At 57.6% G+C, this 17,074-nt stretch carries 13 protein-coding genes; 8 read left to right on the top strand and 5 right to left on the bottom strand.

Features of this window, described 5'->3' with window-relative positions; genetic code table 11:
- The first annotated feature begins 19 nt into the window (after nt 1-19).
- Both ACP15U_RS20470 and ACP15U_RS20475 read left to right on the top strand, forming a co-directional pair.
- Nucleotides 20-841, top strand: coding sequence for an ABC transporter permease (locus ACP15U_RS20470; RefSeq protein WP_425046863.1), 822 nt, complete (start codon nt 20-22; stop codon nt 839-841).
- On the top strand, nt 838-1,419 hold the full coding sequence (locus ACP15U_RS20475; protein ID WP_425046864.1) for an SH3 domain-containing protein: 582 nt from the start codon (nt 838-840) through the stop codon (nt 1,417-1,419). The genes ACP15U_RS20470 and ACP15U_RS20475 overlap by 4 nt, the downstream gene beginning before the upstream one ends.
- Nucleotides 1,420-1,424: 5 nt before the next feature.
- Here ACP15U_RS20475 and ACP15U_RS20480 read toward each other — a convergent pair whose 3' ends face one another.
- The gene (locus ACP15U_RS20480) at nt 1,425-2,027 is read right to left on the bottom strand and encodes an alpha-ketoglutarate-dependent dioxygenase AlkB family protein (protein WP_425046865.1); all 603 of its coding nucleotides are present in this window, start codon (nt 2,025-2,027) and stop codon (nt 1,425-1,427) included.
- Nucleotides 2,028-2,239: 212 nt separating this feature from the next.
- Between ACP15U_RS20480 and dnaK the strand changes: the two genes are divergently transcribed.
- The 3 genes from dnaK (at nt 2,240) to radC (ending at nt 6,283) form a co-directional block, all read left to right on the top strand.
- Nucleotides 2,240-4,144 carry a molecular chaperone DnaK gene (gene dnaK, locus ACP15U_RS20485; RefSeq protein ID WP_425046866.1) on the top strand — a complete coding sequence of 635 codons (1,905 nt, stop codon included), beginning with the start codon at nt 2,240-2,242 and terminating at the stop codon, nt 4,142-4,144.
- A gap of 76 nt (nt 4,145-4,220) precedes the next feature.
- Nucleotides 4,221-5,366, top strand: a complete 1,146-nt coding sequence (gene dnaJ, locus ACP15U_RS20490; RefSeq protein WP_425046867.1) for a molecular chaperone DnaJ — start codon at nt 4,221-4,223, stop codon at nt 5,364-5,366.
- A gap of 158 nt (nt 5,367-5,524) precedes the next feature.
- Entirely contained in the window at nt 5,525-6,283 is a 759-nt protein-coding gene (gene radC / locus ACP15U_RS20495; RefSeq protein ID WP_425046868.1) for a RadC family protein, read from the top strand.
- 6 nt (nt 6,284-6,289) lie between these two features.
- Here the strand turns inward: radC and ACP15U_RS20500 are convergent, their stop codons facing one another.
- The 3 genes from ACP15U_RS20500 to secA all read right to left on the bottom strand — a co-directional run bounded on the left by ACP15U_RS20500 (nt 6,290) and on the right by secA (nt 11,767).
- A complete protein-coding gene (locus tag ACP15U_RS20500; protein WP_425046869.1) occupies nt 6,290-7,849 on the bottom strand; it encodes a substrate-binding domain-containing protein in 1,560 nt (519 codons plus the stop codon).
- A 23-nt stretch (nt 7,850-7,872) separates the two neighbouring features.
- The gene (locus tag ACP15U_RS20505; protein WP_425046870.1) at nt 7,873-8,877 is read right to left on the bottom strand and encodes a hypothetical protein; all 1,005 of its coding nucleotides are present in this window, start codon (nt 8,875-8,877) and stop codon (nt 7,873-7,875) included.
- A gap of 154 nt (nt 8,878-9,031) precedes the next feature.
- Entirely contained in the window at nt 9,032-11,767 is a 2,736-nt protein-coding gene (gene secA / locus ACP15U_RS20510) for a preprotein translocase subunit SecA (RefSeq protein ID WP_425046871.1), read from the bottom strand.
- 176 nt (nt 11,768-11,943) lie between these two features.
- Between secA and ACP15U_RS20515 the strand changes: the two genes are divergently transcribed.
- The 3 genes from ACP15U_RS20515 to ACP15U_RS20525 are packed head-to-tail and all read left to right on the top strand — an operon-like array spanning nt 11,944 to nt 14,475.
- On the top strand, nt 11,944-12,795 hold the full coding sequence (locus ACP15U_RS20515) for a peptidylprolyl isomerase (protein ID WP_425046872.1): 852 nt from the start codon (nt 11,944-11,946) through the stop codon (nt 12,793-12,795).
- A gap of 5 nt (nt 12,796-12,800) precedes the next feature.
- Nucleotides 12,801-14,021: a bifunctional glutamate N-acetyltransferase/amino-acid acetyltransferase ArgJ gene (argJ, locus tag ACP15U_RS20520; protein WP_425046873.1), complete on the top strand. Its 1,221-nt coding sequence runs from the start codon at nt 12,801-12,803 to the stop codon at nt 14,019-14,021.
- Nucleotides 14,022-14,076: 55 nt separating this feature from the next.
- Nucleotides 14,077-14,475 carry a (deoxy)nucleoside triphosphate pyrophosphohydrolase gene (locus ACP15U_RS20525; protein WP_425046910.1) on the top strand — a complete coding sequence of 133 codons (399 nt, stop codon included), beginning with the start codon at nt 14,077-14,079 and terminating at the stop codon, nt 14,473-14,475.
- A 124-nt stretch (nt 14,476-14,599) separates the two neighbouring features.
- Here the strand turns inward: ACP15U_RS20525 and infB are convergent, their stop codons facing one another.
- Nucleotides 14,600-17,068: a translation initiation factor IF-2 gene (gene infB, locus ACP15U_RS20530; RefSeq protein WP_425046874.1), complete on the bottom strand. Its 2,469-nt coding sequence runs from the start codon at nt 17,066-17,068 to the stop codon at nt 14,600-14,602.
- Between the last annotated feature and the right edge of the window lie 6 nt (nt 17,069-17,074).

Consider the following 17,074-nt stretch of genomic DNA (forward strand, 5'->3'; position numbering starts at 1 on the left):
TCGGCAGGATCAACACTGGATGTTTAGGCACAGACACCACAAATCGCTGTTCGGCGGCGCGGTCACGATGGCTGAGGTCATCTTCCACTCGGTGGTCCGATCGGTGCGCTCCAAGCACAACAATGCCTTTGTCGCCATAGGCCTGAACATGTTGCAGGTGATGGTGTTCATCGCCGCATTCTACGTGATGTTTTCGGTGCTCGATCTGCGCCGTTCTGCTGTTCGCGGCGATTTCCTGCTCTATGTGATGTCGGGCATCTTTCTTTACATGTCCCACATCAAGGCGGTCGGTGCTGTGGCCGGGGCCGCCGGCGCAAACAGCCCGATGATGCTGCATGCGCCGATGAACACCGTGATCTCGATCGTATCGGCCGCGCTGGGCGTCCTGTACATCCAGTTGCTGACCATGTTCGTAATCCTTTTCGGATACCATGTCGCAGTCACACCGATTTACATCTACGATCCGATATCGGCCTTCGGGATGGTCCTGCTTGCCTGGTTCACTGGCTGTGCGGTCGGTTTGGTGTTCATGGCTCTGAAGCCGTGGTTCCCATCTGCCACAAGCGTTATGTCGACAGTTTACCAGCGGGCAAACATGATCGCCTCGGGCAAAATGTTTCTTGCCAACAGCCTGCCTAGCTTCATGCTTTCGCTGTTTGACTGGAACCCGCTGTTTCACTGCATCGATCAGTCGCGCGGTTTCGTTTTCATCAACTACAATCCGATGCACAGCAGCTGGCAATACGCCGCCTGGGTGGCCATCGTCCTGATCATGCTGGGGCTGATGGGCGAATTTTATACCCGGCGGCACGTTTCTCTCAGTTGGGGGGCACGCCGATGATCCGCTGGCTGTGGGTCCTGGCCCTGCTGTCCGGCCCGGCAACGGCTCAGGATCTCCCGGCGATGTTCAGCGTGACCGGAGTGAATCCAGGCGATGTTCTCAACATTCGACAGCAGCCAGACGCGGGCTCGGGTATCCTCGGGGAACTTGCGCCCGATGCCACCGGCGTAGAAATTGTCCAACGGTCAGACGACGGCAAGTGGGGTCAGGTTGCGTTCGGCGAAAGTACAGGTTGGGTATCCACGCGATATCTGGAGATCGAGCCGAGTTCCTTCCAACTGGCCGAGAAACTTCAATGTCTGGGTGCCGAGCCTTTCTGGTCGCTGGGCATTGCACAGGGCAAAGCAGCACAATTTGACACACCGGACGGAAAGACACAGTTCCTGCCCGCCGGTGAACTACAGCCAGCCAAGGGCCGGTCCCACCGCTTTCTGTTGCAACTGGGCGATGATGTGATCGCAATCCTTCGGCAAGAAATCTGTACTGACGGAATGTCCGACCGGGTTTTTGGTATTGATGCGGATCTGGTGATGCCGGATGGGCAACTGCTGACGGGGTGCTGTCGCCTCCTGCCGTGACCGCCTCAGGTGACGCATCGAAGGGTAAGGTTCAGCCGACCACCTTTCGGCAGCAGGCGGGAGGATCCGAAACGGATCCGATCCAACCCATGATATGTCAGGCGCGCCGGCCCGCCCATCACGACGACGTCACCCGAACTCAGCCAGACCGATTCCGTTTTGCCGCCCCGCTCGGTGTTACCGATCCGAAAAAGGCCGTCGTCACCCAGTGAAACCGACAAGACAGGCCATGAAAAATCTGCCTCGTCCCGGTCTTGATGCATCCCCATCCTTGCCCCTTCGCCATAATAGTTGACCAGGCAGCTGTCGGGTTCTCGTTCCAGCCCCGTTACATCCGACCAGATCTGCAGAATTTCCCCCGGAATCGGTGGCCACGCCCTACCCTTTGGATGCCTTGGTTCATACCGGTAGCCGTTCTTGTCCGAGACCCATCCGCAACTGCCGGCAGAGGTCATTCGCACTGACATATTCTTTCCGGAAGCTGTTGTCGGAGAGAAGAGTGGCGCCGCCTTGAGAACCGGGCGCAACGCTTCAACGAGCAATACTTGTTCCTCGGACGGAACGAAGCATTTGTGGATTTCGAAACCGCGAATATTGAGCCTAACCATGACTTATCGCACCCTCCTTTCCAAAAGCTTGACAGATTCCACAAAGAATCATGAAAACCCGCTGTTCACAGTGCTTGCAGGCGTCCTGAGAGCTTCCTATATACGCCGGGACGCGCGATGGTGTAGGGCCGTCGCGCCTCACCTTCGGGGTTGGAATGCCGCAATGGGTTCGGACCTCGGGACATCGCCTTGAATAGAAAGGGATCGAAAGAATGAGCAAAGTAATCGGAATCGACCTCGGCACCACCAACTCCTGTGTTGCCATTATGGACGGCTCGCAGCCCCGCGTAATCGAGAACGCGGAAGGCGCCCGTACCACCCCCTCAATCGTCGCCTTTACCGAAGACGAGAGACTTGTCGGCCAGCCTGCAAAGCGTCAGGCCGTGACGAACCCCGACAACACGATCTTTGGCGTCAAGCGCCTGATCGGCCGCCGGTATGACGACGCAGAGGTGGAGAAGGACAAGAAAATGGTGCCGTTCGCCATCGTCGATGGTGGCAACGGGGACGCGTGGGTCGAAGCACGCGGCGAGAAATACTCTCCCAGCCAGATTTCCGCCTTCACGCTTGGCAAGATGAAAGAAACTGCCGAATCATATCTGGGTGAAGAAGTCACTCAGGCCGTGATCACCGTGCCGGCTTATTTCAACGATGCACAGCGTCAGGCCACCAAGGATGCAGGCAAGATTGCCGGCCTTGAAGTTCTGCGGATCATCAACGAACCGACAGCAGCCGCTCTGGCCTATGGCCTCGACAAAGAAGAAAGCCAGACCATCGCGGTTTATGACCTCGGCGGCGGTACCTTCGACGTGACCATTCTGGAAATCGACGATGGCCTGTTCGAGGTCAAATCGACCAATGGCGACACCTTCCTGGGTGGTGAAGACTTTGACATGCGCATCGTCAACTACCTGGCGGACGAGTTCAAAAAGGAAAACGGAGTCGATCTGTCGAAAGACAAGATGGCCCTGCAGCGCCTGAAAGAAGCCGCTGAAAAAGCGAAGATTGAACTTTCGTCGACCTCGCAAACCGAAATCAACCAGCCGTTCATCTCGATGGGCGCCGACGGCCAGCCGCTGCACATGGTCATGAAACTGACCCGCGCCAAGCTGGAACAGCTGGTTGGTGATCTGATCAAAGCCTCGCTGAAGCCCTGTGCCGCAGCTCTCAAAGACGCGGGCATCGCAGCAGCAGACGTCGATGAAGTTGTCCTCGTTGGCGGTATGACCCGTATGCCGAAAGTGGCTGAAGAGGTGACCAAGTTCTTTGGCAAAGAGCCGCACAAGGGTGTGAACCCCGACGAAGTGGTTGCCATGGGTGCAGCCATTCAGGCCGGCGTTCTGCAGGGCGACGTGAAAGACGTGGTTCTGCTCGACGTGACGCCTCTGTCGCTGGGTATTGAAACCCTGGGTGGTGTGTTCACCCGCCTGATCGACCGCAACACGACGATCCCGACCAAGAAGTCGCAGGTCTTCTCGACCGCCGAGGACAATCAGAACGCCGTGACCATCCGGGTCTTCCAGGGTGAGCGCGAAATGGCCGCCGACAACAAAATCCTCGGCCAGTTCAACCTCGAGGACATCCCCCCCGCTCCGCGCGGACTGCCCCAGATCGAAGTGACATTCGACATCGATGCCAACGGTATTGTCTCGGTTTCGGCCAAAGACAAAGGCACCGGCAAAGAGCAGAAGATCACCATTCAGGCATCGGGTGGTCTCAGCGACGATGATATCGACAAGATGGTCAAGGACGCCGAGGAAAACGCCGAGGCGGACAAGGCGCGCAAGGATCTGGTCGAAGCCAAAAACCAGGCAGAATCGCTTATCCACTCGACCGAGAAATCGATCGAAGAGCACAGCGACAAGGTCGATCCTTCGACTGTCGAAGCCATCGAACTGGCCGTCGCCGCGCTCAAGGATGAGCTGGAGTCGGACAATGCCGACAAAATCAAGTCTGGCATCCAGAACGTGACCGAAGCAGCCATGAAGCTGGGTGAAGCGATCTACAAGGCACAGCAGGAAGACGGCGACGAGCCGGCTGCCGCTGATGCTGAACCGGGCGACGAAGATATTGTCGATGCCGAGTTCGAAGATCTCGGCGAAGACAAGCGCAACTAACGGACCAACCGGGCCAAGGCGGGCCGGTCCGGACCCCGGGCCGGCCCGCTTCCGTTGAGGCAGAAGGATCAGACCGATGTCAAAACGCGACTACTACGACGTGCTCGGCGTGTCCAAGGGCGCTGCCCCGGACGAGATCAAAAAGGCTTTCCGCCGGAAGGCCAAAGAATTGCATCCCGACCGCAACAAGGACAATCCAGACTCCGAAGCCCAGTTTAAAGAAATCAACGAAGCATACGAAGTCCTGAAGGACGAAGAGAAAAAGGCGGCTTATGACCGCTTTGGTCATGCGGCCTTTGACGGTGGGATGGGCGGTGGCCCCAGACCCGGTCAAGGGTTTGGCAGTGGCGATTTCTCCTCGGCATTTTCGGACGTATTCGATGATCTCTTTGGCGACTTCATGGGCGGCCAGCGCGGCGGTGGCGGGAGGCGGGCCTCACGGGGTTCCGATCTACGCTACAACCTGCGTGTAACGCTGGAGGACGCATTTTCCGGCCTTCAGAAGACCGTACAGGTGCCAACTGCGGTATCCTGCTCTACCTGCGAAGGCACCGGGTCAGAAGGCGGTGTCGAGCCAACCGCTTGTCCAACCTGTTCCGGTTTGGGCAAGGTACGGGCACAGCAAGGGTTCTTTACCGTGGAACGGACCTGCCCCACCTGTTCGGGACTGGGTCAGATCATCAAGAACCCGTGCAAGGCCTGTGGCGGAAACGGGCGCATCGAAAAGGACCGAGCGCTCAGCGTGAACATTCCTGCGGGTGTAGAAACCGGCACCCGGATCCGACTGGCCGGAGAAGGTGAAGCCGGGATGCGGGGCGGCCCGCCGGGTGATCTCTATATCTTTGTAGAGGTGGAACGGCACGAGCTTTTTGAGCGCGATGGCACCAACCTGTACTGCCGTGTTCCCGTTACGATGGCCAAAGCGGCGTTGGGCGGTGCGATCGAGGTCCCGACCATCGATGGTGGCCGCGGCCGAGTACAGGTCCCGGCCGGAAGTCAGTCAGGTCGCCAGATGCGCCTACGCGGCAAAGGTATGCCAGCCCTGCGCGGGGGCGGTATCGGCGATATGTTCATTGAGCTTGCCGTCGAGACTCCCGTGAACCTGACCAGCAGACAAAAGGAACTGCTGAGCGAGTTTGACGAACTCAGCGAAGACAACAATCCGGAAACGAACAGCTTTTTCTCGTCGGTAAAGTCCTTCTGGGATGGCATGAAAGGCTGAATCGTCAAAAAATTCTTTGCAATAGTGCCACCTATTCAGGTGGCACCATTTTTTTGGCGGATGAAATTCGGAACGGTAGGTTTGGCTACTCAGCAGCAGATCTTTGAACCCTGTTGCCGTTAACCTGCTGTTCACCATGACAGCAGAAGCTGTTCACCATGAGCAGACCAAACGAGTTCGATGAGGCACCGTCCCTGTTCGGGACGGATGAAGCCGAGGCAGTTTCGCTGCCAACTGGAAGACTTCCCTCCTACATTAAGGATCACCGACAAAGGCTGAGAGAGCGGTTCCTGACCGGCGGCGCGCCAGCGCTGCCGGATTACGAAATGTTGGAATTGATCTTGTTTAGGGCCATCCCCAGGCGGGACGTCAAACCACTTGCCCGTGACCTCTTGGACCAGTTCGGAGACTTTAATCGTGTCATAACGGCTCCGCGTGAACGGCTAAAAGCTGTGACCGGCATTGGCCCAGCCGTTATAGTGGAACTCAAGATCGTCGAGGCTGCTGCGGCTCGCCTGGCCAGATCTCGGGTGATCCAACACCACGTAATATCCAGTTGGGATGCGATTTTGGACTATTGCCACACGACGATGTCCCATAGGGAAACCGAGCAATTCCGGGTGTTGTTTCTGGACCGAAAAAACATCCTGATCGCTGATGAAGAACAGGCCAAGGGAACCGTCGATCATGTGCCCGTCTATCCACGCGAAGTTGCCAAGCGGGCGCTGGAGCTCAATGCCTCGGCCCTGATTTTGGTACACAATCACCCTTCGGGCGATCCGACGCCGTCGCATTCCGACATTGAGATGACCGCCAAAGTAAATGACGCCTGTTCCGCACTGGGCCTCATCCTGCACGATCACCTGATTATCGGAAAATCCCGCGAACTGAGTTTTCGATCGGCGGGGTATCTCTGAACACGTTTAGCGCACCCAGATTTCTACACGTCGGTTGACCTGTCGACCCCATTCGCTGTCGTCACACGCCATCGGAAGTGCTTCGCCAAAAGCCTCGACACCGATCTTCACCCGGTCGAGGCCTGCTGTTTCCGCAGCCGACAGGACGGCGTCACGCACTGACTCTGCACGCTTTAGCGCAATCTTTCTGTTTCCTGCAGCAGGTCCGTCGCCGTCGCTGAAGCCAACAAACAAAAACTCACCAGCATCATGCGCCCCTGCCTCAAGGGCCCGGGCCAGTTGATCAATGTTAAAACGGGATTGCGCGTCCGGGCGCGACGATCCGGGTTCGAACCGAAAGGACGTCGTCAAACGCTCCAGCGGGGCCAAAACAGTCATCAAACGCTGGATTTCGTCCAGCCCGGTCTCGGGGCCAGCGGCAGCAATCGCATTGGCCAAACGGTCTCCCTGTCGGTTGACCGGAATACGCTCGGCGGCCTGATCGACAAACCCGGCGCGCCGGATCACCGCCTGAGCCGCCGGCCCCCGCGAATATGACAAAAACTCGCGGCCGATCTTTGGCAACCGGCGGGCGGGCAGGTAGAGGAACATCGGCGAGGTTAAGGGATAGTCTTCGGTTTTGATCGTTCGTCGGCTGGCTGAAAGTGAGAAGCCACATTCGCCGGTCAGAGTCAGCATGCGCGCAGGGCGAGCTTCGGAGAAACTCGCGATTCCCAAGGCAAACGGATCCGCCGAAACGGCCCGTGACAGGTTGCTGCTACGTCGATGTCTGGTGACATTTTGCGAAAGCGTTGCCTTCGCGGGCGCCAAGAGCCGGTCTTCGACGGCCTGTGCCAGCCCTGAACCGACATCAGGGAGATGAAGGGAGATCGGCGCATCGGGTCCCCCTAATTCTTGCCAATTACTGATTTCACCTGAAAAGGCACGCATCAAATCTGTCACCGAAACCGCTCGGACGGGGTTTCCTTGTGCGACCACGGGCACCATCGCATCGAGCGCCAGAACGCGGCTGCGATTGATCCCGGTCATATCGCCCAATCCAAGGTCACGTGCCCTTTGACGTTCAGCAGGCCGGATCTCACGCAAGGCCATGACGATATCAGCCTCATCCGCAAGCAGATCGGCAAAACCTTCGTCCGTGGTAGCTATGTGAAAAATGAATCGAGCCACCGAGACCTTGCTGCCGGCATCAACCAGCCGGTATTCAAAGCCGCTTCCGCCAGTCTCCTGACGCTCAGTATTATAACCGTTGCGGAGGGCGAAGCCTTCGATCAATGCCGGCATCAGAACATCAGCCATGGTCGAAGACCCGGACAACCGGATCTCTGCAACATAACTGGTTAGACTGGGACAACCCGGCCCGTCACAAAGCACACCCGAGCCGTCCACAGTTAGCTCGCCAAACTGTGTTTCGATCCTGTAAAATTCACCGTCAAAACCCAACAGCGTGCCGGAAATCTCTACTTTCCCGTCATGCGACGTAAGAGTTACGTCCTGTGCTACAGCCATCCGAACTGCGCAAAAAAGAAAAAGTGCGGCGAAAACCGCCGCACGCAACCAAGTCATGTGATTACCTGAATTCCCGCGGGTTATTTTGCGGCGATCTTCAGGTCTTCGATCAGATTATTCAACACCAGAAAATCACCAATTGCGCTACAATCCGGCATCGACATGGTCAGATCACGCGTCCGCAACCTCCCAGATTTCATAAGCTCCAGTGACTGGGCGTCAATATCGCGACCGCAGTTTGCACGCCCTACTTCAGTTTCGATGCTCAATGCCACCGAACCGGGCTGTGTGCTTTGGTCAACCGGCAGGCTATAAATCTCGGCCAACTGGGGTTCGAGCGTATTGCGCTCACCCAATTGAGTGAGAATACCTTTCCCACCCTGATTTGTCGGTGAGCCCGACCAGACATGTCCACTTTCCCCATAGCTGGCACCGAACTCACGGGCGTGAACCTGAAAACCGGAACGGCCCGACCATTGTAGAACGACCCGACGATAACCCTTTAGATCCTCAACCAAAGTGCTGGCAACCGCACCCTGACCACTATCCAGAGCGATGATGAAAACGGCGCGTTCTGCGAGGGCAGGGATCTGAACGGAAAGACCTCCGTTCTTGTCGGTTGCATCGGTGAACATCATCCCGTTGTGGTGAACCGTAACGCGCTGGTTTCCGAAACATGGCGCGGAAACCGACAGATCCACCATCGCCATGGGCGCGGCAGACGCAGTCGCACTGAGGTCGCAACCCAGCTGCGGCATGTCCGGATCGTTGGGTGTACGAGGCAAAGTGGCATCGCCAAACGGTTCGGACAACGGACCCACTGCTTCGAGGCTGGGTTCGGGCAATCGGCGCGGCTGGACCTTGTCCAGTGTCGCAGATGTCAGCGTGATGGCTTCGACCGCCAGCATCCCGTAGTCATCAACATCGGATGCGCCCCGTGGCTTCTGCACAGACAGTTGCACCGGTGCGGGCGTCGGGATGACAATCGGGCTGTTTGATGCGTTGCCGCTCTGCATAAAAAAGCCGATGCCGAGCGCGCAGGCAGCCGTTCCGCCTACCGAGACAAGAAGATTCTTTCTGGACATGTCACCCTCCATCACCTGATGACCCAAGCAATAGATGGCGACAAAAGGCGGCCAACATGTGGCCGCCTTGGGGAGTTATTCTGACATGATCAGATCGTTCGGAGCGCCCTACACCGCTAGAGCAGGTGGGAGATCAGGCACCCATCGTGCGATCTCAGGCCAAACGCCCGTGGCAATGCTTGAACTTCTTGCCGCTCCCACAGGGGCATTTGTCATTGCGCCCCGGGTTACCCCATGTCGACGGATCGTCTTCGACAAATCCCTCGGCTGGCGGAGTTTCCGGTTGGGCTTCGGTTTGCGCCTCGGGCTGGCTTCCTGCAGCTTCCGCATCGGCTGAAGGCGGTGTCCCGCCTTGTTGCCCACCCTGTTGCGCGGCAATCTGCGCCAGCATTTCACGCTGCTCCTCTTCGGACAACGGCCGAACATGCGCTAGCTGTTGCGTTACGGTTTCCCGCAATCCGTCCAAAAGCGATTCGAAAAGCTGGAAGCTTTCTGTCTTGTATTCGTTCAGCGGGTCACGCTGTGCATAACCACGAAATCCGACGACCGACCGCAAATGCTCCAGCGTGACCAGATGTTCACGCCATTTGCTGTCAATGGTCTGCAACAGAACCTGCTTTTCGATGTTACGCATGGTTTCAGGCCCGAAACCGACAGCTTTCTTGGCCATCGCCTCGTCGGTTTCCTTGATCAGGCGCTCGCGGATTTCTTCGTCATCCACGCCTTCTTCCGCAGCCCATTCGATCACCGGGGCATCAATACCCAGTTTTTCAATGGTTTGCGCATAAAGCCCTTCGACATTCCACTGATCGGCATATGTCTTGGGCGGCATGAACTCATCGATCAGGTCATCGATAACCTGATACCGCATATCGGACACGACATCGTTCAGGTCTTCGGCGGCCATGATCTCACGTCGCTGATTGAAGATCACCTTACGCTGATCATTCATGACGTCATCGAATTTCAATACCTGTTTCCGGATATCGAAGTTTCGCCCTTCCACCTTGGCCTGTGCGCGTTCCAGAGACTTGTTTACCCATGGGTGGATGATGGCCTCGCCCTCTTTCATACCCAGAGTCTTCAGCACCTTGTCGAGCCGTTCCGACCCAAAGATCCGCATCAGGTCATCTTCCAATGACAAGTAGAATGATGTGCGGCCCGGATCACCCTGACGACCGGAACGGCCACGCAACTGGTTGTCGATCCGGCGGCTTTCGTGGCGTTCTGACGCCATCACATAAAGGCCTCCAGCATCCAGCACCTTCTGCTTTTCTTCGGCGTGCTTGGCCTCTTCGGCGGCGCGCAACTCGGCGGGATCGGCTTCGGGATTCTCGGCCAACGCGGCCAGAACCTTCATTTCCACATTACCGCCAAGCTGAATGTCGGTACCCCGGCCAGCCATGTTGGTGGCAATAGTAACCGCGCCCAGACGGCCTGCCTCGGCGACGATTTGCGCCTCTTTCTCATGCTGGCGCGCGTTGAGCACGTTGTGCGGGATCTTTTTCTTGTCGAGCAGCTGGCTCAGCTGTTCGGATTTCTCGATCGAGGTCGTTCCGACCAGAACCGGCTGACCCTTTTCGTGGGCCTTCTTGGTTTCCTCGATCATTGCGGCGTATTTTTCGGCCACCGTACGATAGACCTTGTCGTCTTCGTCGACCCGCGCCACCGGCTTGTTGGTGGGCACTTCGACCACACCCAGCCCATAGATCTCGCCAAATTCCTCGGCCTCGGTCAGCGCGGTGCCGGTCATGCCGGAGAGCTTTCCGTAGAGGCGGAAGTAATTCTGGAATGTCACCGAGGCCAGAGTCACGTTCTCGGGTTGGATCGAAACGCCTTCCTTGGCTTCGATCGCCTGGTGCAGACCATCAGAAAGGCGCCGGCCCGGCATCATGCGGCCAGTGAATTCGTCAATCAGAACCACTTCACCGTCGCGGACGATGTAGTCTTTGTCTTTCTGAAACAGCTTATGTGCCCGCAGACCCTGATTGATGTGATGCACGACAGTGGTGCTTTCCGGGTCATAAAGGGTCTGGCCTTCGGCCAGCATGTCCCGCGCTGAAAGCTGCGCTTCGAGGAATTCGTTACCTTCGTCGGTAAAGGTCACGTTTCGCGTTTTTTCGTCCAGTTCGAAATGGCTGTCATCCAACATCGGAATCAAACCGTCGATCGACTTGTACAATTCGGAGCGATCCTGAGCGGGGCCAGAAATGATCAGCGGTGTGCGCGCTTCGTCGATGAGAATCGAGTCAACTTCGTCGACGATGGCAAAGTTATGCTCTTTCTGAAAAACTTCGGGCAGGTCCGACTTCATGTTGTCGCGCAGATAGTCGAAGCCAAGCTCGTTGTTGGTTGCATAGGTCACATCGCTGGAATAGGCGGCCATTTTGGCGTCGTTTTCCTGCCCGGACCAGATAACGCCAGTGGACATGCCAAGCATGCCAAATACCTTGCCCATCCATTCGGCGTCCCGCTTGGCAAGGTATTCGTTGACGGTCACAACATGAACGCCCTTGCCGGTCAGCGCATTCAGATAGGCTGGGAAAGTAGCAACCAGTGTTTTACCTTCACCGGTTTTCATTTCCGAGATGTTGCCTTGATGCAGGAAGACGCCACCCATCAACTGGACGTCAAAGGCGCGCAGACCCAATGCCCGTTTTGCTGCTTCGCGTACATTGGCGAAGGCTTCCGGCAATAGGTCGTCAAGGCTTTCACCTTCATTCGCGCGCTTGCGCAGTGCTTCGGTCTTTTCCTTCAGGCCGTCGTCGCTGAGTTTCTCGAACTCCGGCTCAAGTGCGTTGATCTTCTCGATCAGCGGGCGTGTCGCCTTAATTTTGCGGTCATTCGGCGTTCCGAACACCTTTTTGGCGAGAGTTCCGAGTCCCAGCATATCTACTCCAGCGGATCCAAACTTTACGTGGTTGAGACAGGCTTGCCCGCCCCTTCTGCAACCCATACATACGGGGGATGAAAGGCGGTCCTGTCCAAGGCCTCAAGGCGATGTAAGGGGCGGCTGAAACAGTGTCAACGCCGCGCCCCGTCGCGGCCTATGAATAGGATGATTCAATGCCCAAAGGTCTCACTTTTCTGGCTCCGCTGGCGTTTGCCGTGGCTGTAGCCATGCCGGCCGTCGCAGCAGACAAGCCCAACGCGGATACGGTGTTGGCCCGTGTGAACGGGGACGAGATCACATTGGGTCACCTTATCGTGGCCCGGGCCTCGCTCCCGCAACAGTATCAGGAATTGCCGGCAGATGTTCTTTATGACGCCATTCTAGACCAACTGATCCAACAAACAGCCCTCAAGCAGAGCCTTCCCGATGAGGCACCCCGCCACATCGCACTGACGCTGGAAAACGAACGCCGGTCGATGCTTGCTGCCAGTGCAATGGAAGGCATCATTGCCGAAGTCGTGACCGACGAAGCCATTCAGGCGGCCTATAACGAGAAATTCGCCGATGGTGTTGAAGGGTTTGAATACAACGCGTCGCACATCCTTGTAGAGACTGAGGATGAAGCGAAAGCAATTCAAGCGGACCTGGAGAACGGCGCCGACTTTGCCGAAACCGCCAAAGAGAAGTCGACCGGCCCGTCAGGCCCGTCCGGAGGTGAGTTGGGCTGGTTTGGCGAGGGCAGCATGGTGCCCGAATTTCAGGCCGCCGTGATGGAACTGGAAACCGGGCAGATTTCAGCCCCTGTCAAAACCCAGTTCGGCTGGCACATCATTATTCTGAACGACAAGAAAAAAGCCGAAGCACCGTCTCTGGACGAAGTTCGTGGCACGATTGAAGAGGATCTTCGAAAGACCGCGATCGCCGATCGGGTGGCCGAACTGACCACAGCCGCAGAAATCGAACGGCCTGAAATTGAAGGTTTCACCCCCGAACTGCTTCAGCAGATCGATCTTGTGATGGAGTAATCGGAATGTCGATGCCCCGATCTCCGCTGGCCCCCGAGACTTTTCCCGAACTGCCCGCGATCAAGGGTGTTCGCCTCGCATCGGCCTCGGCCGGAGTCAAATACCAAGGCCGCACCGATGTGATGCTGGCACAATTGACGCCCGGAACATCCGTGGCCGGGGTCTTCACCCGTTCGGCCACGCGCTCGGCTCCGGTTCTGGACTGTCAGGCGAAACTGGGCGGCAGCACCGAATCCGGGGCCGCCATTCTGGTGAACTCGGGCAATTCGAATGCGTTTACCGGGCATTATGGTCAAACCTCGGTGGCCGAGATTGTCGAAGCCGTTTCTGACGCCACTGGTGTGGCTAACGATCGTGTGTTCACCGCTTCGACAGGCGTGATCGGCGAGCCGCTCCCGCATGAACGGATTGTCGCCAAGATCTCGGAGTTGACCGCAGGTCTTTCCGAAGACCGGCTGGAGGATGCCGCCCGTGCGATCATGACCACGGACACATTCGCCAAAGCGGCCTCTGCTCAGTTTGAAATCAACGGGCAAACTGTCTCCATTGCCGGGATCGCCAAAGGCTCCGGTATGATTGCCCCCGATATGGCCACCATGCTGGTCTATATCTTTACCGATGCCGAATACGATCAGACCGCGTTGCAAGAGCTTTTGTCAGGCGAAAACGAAACCAGTTTCAACTGTATCACGGTTGATAGCGACACCTCGACTTCCGACAGCCTCATGCTGTGCGCGACCGGAGCTTCGGGTGTCGATGCGACAGGCAATCCGTCTTTTTCGGCTGCGTTGCGGCGGGTGATGCTGGACCTCGCGCACCAAGTGGTTCGTGATGGCGAAGGAGCAAGCAAGTTTGTGGAAATCCGGGTAACCGGTGCCGTCACCAACAAAGATGCCAAGGTTCATGGTCTTGCAATCGCAAATTCACCATTGGTGAAAACTGCAATAGCGGGTGAGGATCCCAACTGGGGTCGGGTGGTGATGGCCATCGGTAAATCCGGAGCCGCGGCAGACCGAGACCTGCTGAGCATACGGTTCGGCGATGTTCTCGTCGCCGAAAAAGGTTGGGTTGCGCCAAACTATCAAGAGGACCTTGGGGCAGCAGAGATGAAGAAGCAGGACGTTACTATTCATGTCGACCTGGGCCTTGGTCATGGTGAGGCCACCGTCTGGACCTGCGATCTGACGCATCAGTACATTACCATCAACGCGGATTACCGGTCGTGAGCCGCACCCGATCCCGGGCAGACCGCACAACCGAGGTTCATCAGGAGGCATGGCATTGAAGACCGTATTGGTTTCCGCCGTCGCATTGATTGACGTCGATGGCAGGGTGCTGCTCGGGCAACGCCCGGAAGGCAAATCCATGGCGGGCCTGTGGGAGTTTCCGGGTGGCAAGATCGAAGCCGGCGAAACGCCAGAAGCCGCCTTGATTCGGGAATTGCACGAAGAACTCGGCATCGACACTTGGGCATCCTGCCTGGCGCCCTTGACCTTCGCCAGCCACAGCTACGACGATTTTCACCTGCTGATGCCGCTGTTCGCCTGCCGGAAATGGGAAGGCTTCCCCCAGTCCCGCGAGGGACAGGCATTGAAGTGGGTGAAGCCAGAGAATTTGCGCGACTATCCAATGCCGGCAGCAGATATTCCGCTGATACCTATACTGCGGGATTGGCTGTGAATACAGACCTATAGCCAAAGGCTCATTTGGTAGACATCCCCGAAACTCTCGGCCGATGCTACGGTCGCTCAGAATAAAAAAAGCCCGCCAGGTTGGCGGGCTTTTTCATCTTGGTAAGAATTCATCAGTCGAGCGTACGGGTCACTTCTTCGCGCTCGAAGATCTCGATCACATCACCAGGGCGGATGTCATCGTAATTCTCGAAGGCCATACCACATTCCTGCCCGGACTGGACTTCGGGCACTTCGTCCTTGAAGCGTTTCAGCGTCTTGAGCGTACCTTCGTGTATCACCACGTTATCTCGCAGCAGTCGAACACCGGCCGAGCGGCGGGCAACGCCTTCGGTAACCAGACAACCAGCAACCTTGCCGACGCCGGTGACCTTGAAGACTTCCTTGATCTCGGCGTATCCGATGAAGTTTTCGCGAATCTCGGCGCTGAGCAGGCCCGAGGCCGCGGCTTTCACATCGTCGACCAGATCGTAGATCACCGAATAGTACCGGATCTCGACGCCTTTCTGGTTCGCAGTGTTCCGGGCCGACGTGTTGGCGCGGACGTTGAAGCCCATCACCGGCGCTCCGGAAGCTTCGGCCAGACCAATATCGGTTTCGGTGATGGCACCCACACCGGAATGCAGAACGCGGACACGAACCTCATCGTTTCCGATCTTTTCCATCGCTTGAACGATCGCTTCGGCAGAGCCTTGCACGTCAGCTTTTACGAGAATGGGCAATTCGGCGACGTTTTCGTCTTCCTTGGCCTTCTGCATCAGCTGTTCAAGAGTGGTCGCCGCGCCGGCCGCTGCCCGTTTGTCCTTGGCAACCTGAGCACGGTATTCGGCGATCTCGCGTGCCTGTGCTTCGGTTTCGGTCACGTTCAGCACGTCACCGGCTTCGGGCGTACCATTGAGGCCCAGAACTTCGACCGGAACAGAAGGTCCGGCTTCCTTAACGCGGTCACCCTTATCGTTGATCAGGGCGCGGACTTTACCGTATTGCTCCCCAACCACGAAGATGTCGCCCTGCTTCAGGGTACCTTTCTGAACCAGAACCGTAGCGACAGGTCCACGGCCGACATCCAGCTGTGCCTCGATCACGGCACCTTGGGCCGCGCGATCTGGATTGGCTTTCAGTTCAAGAATTTCGGCCTGCAGCGCAATCGCTTCGAGCAATTCATCGAGACCCTGGCCAGTCACGGCAGAGACTTCTACGTCCTGCACTTCACCGGACATCTTTTCCACAATCACTTCGTGCTGCAGCAGGTCGGTGCGGACCTTGTCCGGATCGGCTTCGGGTTTGTCGATCTTGTTGATTGCCACGATCATCGGCACTTCGGCCGCTTTTGCGTGGTTGATCGCCTCGACGGTCTGGGGCATCACCGCGTCATCAGCAGCAACAACCAGAACCACGATATCCGTGACCTGCGCACCGCGCGAACGCATTGACGTAAAGGCCGCGTGGCCGGGCGTGTCGAGGAAGGACAGCACGGAACCGCTTTCGGTCTTCACCTGGTAGGCGCCGATATGCTGGGTGATGCCACCGGCTTCGCCGGAAACCACCTTGGCGTCTCGGATCGCATCCAGCAGCGAGGTCTTGCCGTGGTCGACATGGCCCATGATGGTGATAACCGGCGGGCGCGGTTGCAGATCGCCTTCGCTGTCTTCGACTTCCTTGATGACGTCCTCGACATCGGCATCGGACACGCGAACGACCTTGTGACCGAATTCCTCGATGATGAGTTCGGCGGTGTCAGCATCGATTGTCTGGTTCTGCGTCACCATCATACCCATGTTCATGAGCGATTTGACGATATCCGCAACCCGCTCGGCCATCCGATTCGCCAGTTCCGAAACAACAATCGCTTCGGGCAACTGAACGTCGCGCACAACCTTTTCGCGCTCGACACTGCCACCCATGGCTTTCTGCCGGGCACGTTCCTGCTTGCGCTTCATCGCAGCCATCGATCGATGCCGACCGCCGGCGCCGCCGGTCGCCTGGCTGAGTGTCAGCTTACCCGAACGACGGTTGTCGTCGCGGCCCTTGCCGCGTGTGTTGCGCTGTTCGCGGTCGTCGCGGCGCTGTCCTTCAGGCTGCGATGGCTTTGCAGGGCGCGAAGCTTCCGGCTTGGGCTCTGGCTTGGGCGCAGCGGCAGCACGACGGGCTGCCTCTTCGGCCTCCTTGCGCTTGCGGTCTTCTTCTTCGGCCTTTGCGCGGGCACGCTCTTCGGCTTCGCGCTGTTCGCGTTCCTTGGCTTCCTGTTCGGCACGGCGGCGGGCGCGTTCTTCTTCGCGTGCTTTTTCCTCAGCCTCACGGCGCGCCGATTCCTCGGCCTCGCGGGCTTTGGCGGCCTGGAGCGCCTTCAGGCGGCGGGCCATCTCGGCATCCGAGATCCCTGCAGGACGGCGCGAAGCGTCGCCGGCAGGCGAGCCGCCTGAGGCGCTGGGTTTGCCTGCACCCGGCTTGGGAACCACAACGCGTTTGCGTTTGGTTTCCACCACGACATTCTTGGTCCGTCCGTGGCTGAAACTCTGTTTCACGTTCCCCGGGCGGGATCCACGAAGACCCAATGTCTTTTTGCCGTCACTATCGCTCATAAAGCT

The sequence above is a fragment of the Primorskyibacter sp. S87 genome, from assembly GCF_049801055.1.
Taxonomy (GTDB): domain Bacteria; phylum Pseudomonadota; class Alphaproteobacteria; order Rhodobacterales; family Rhodobacteraceae; genus JBNAGF01.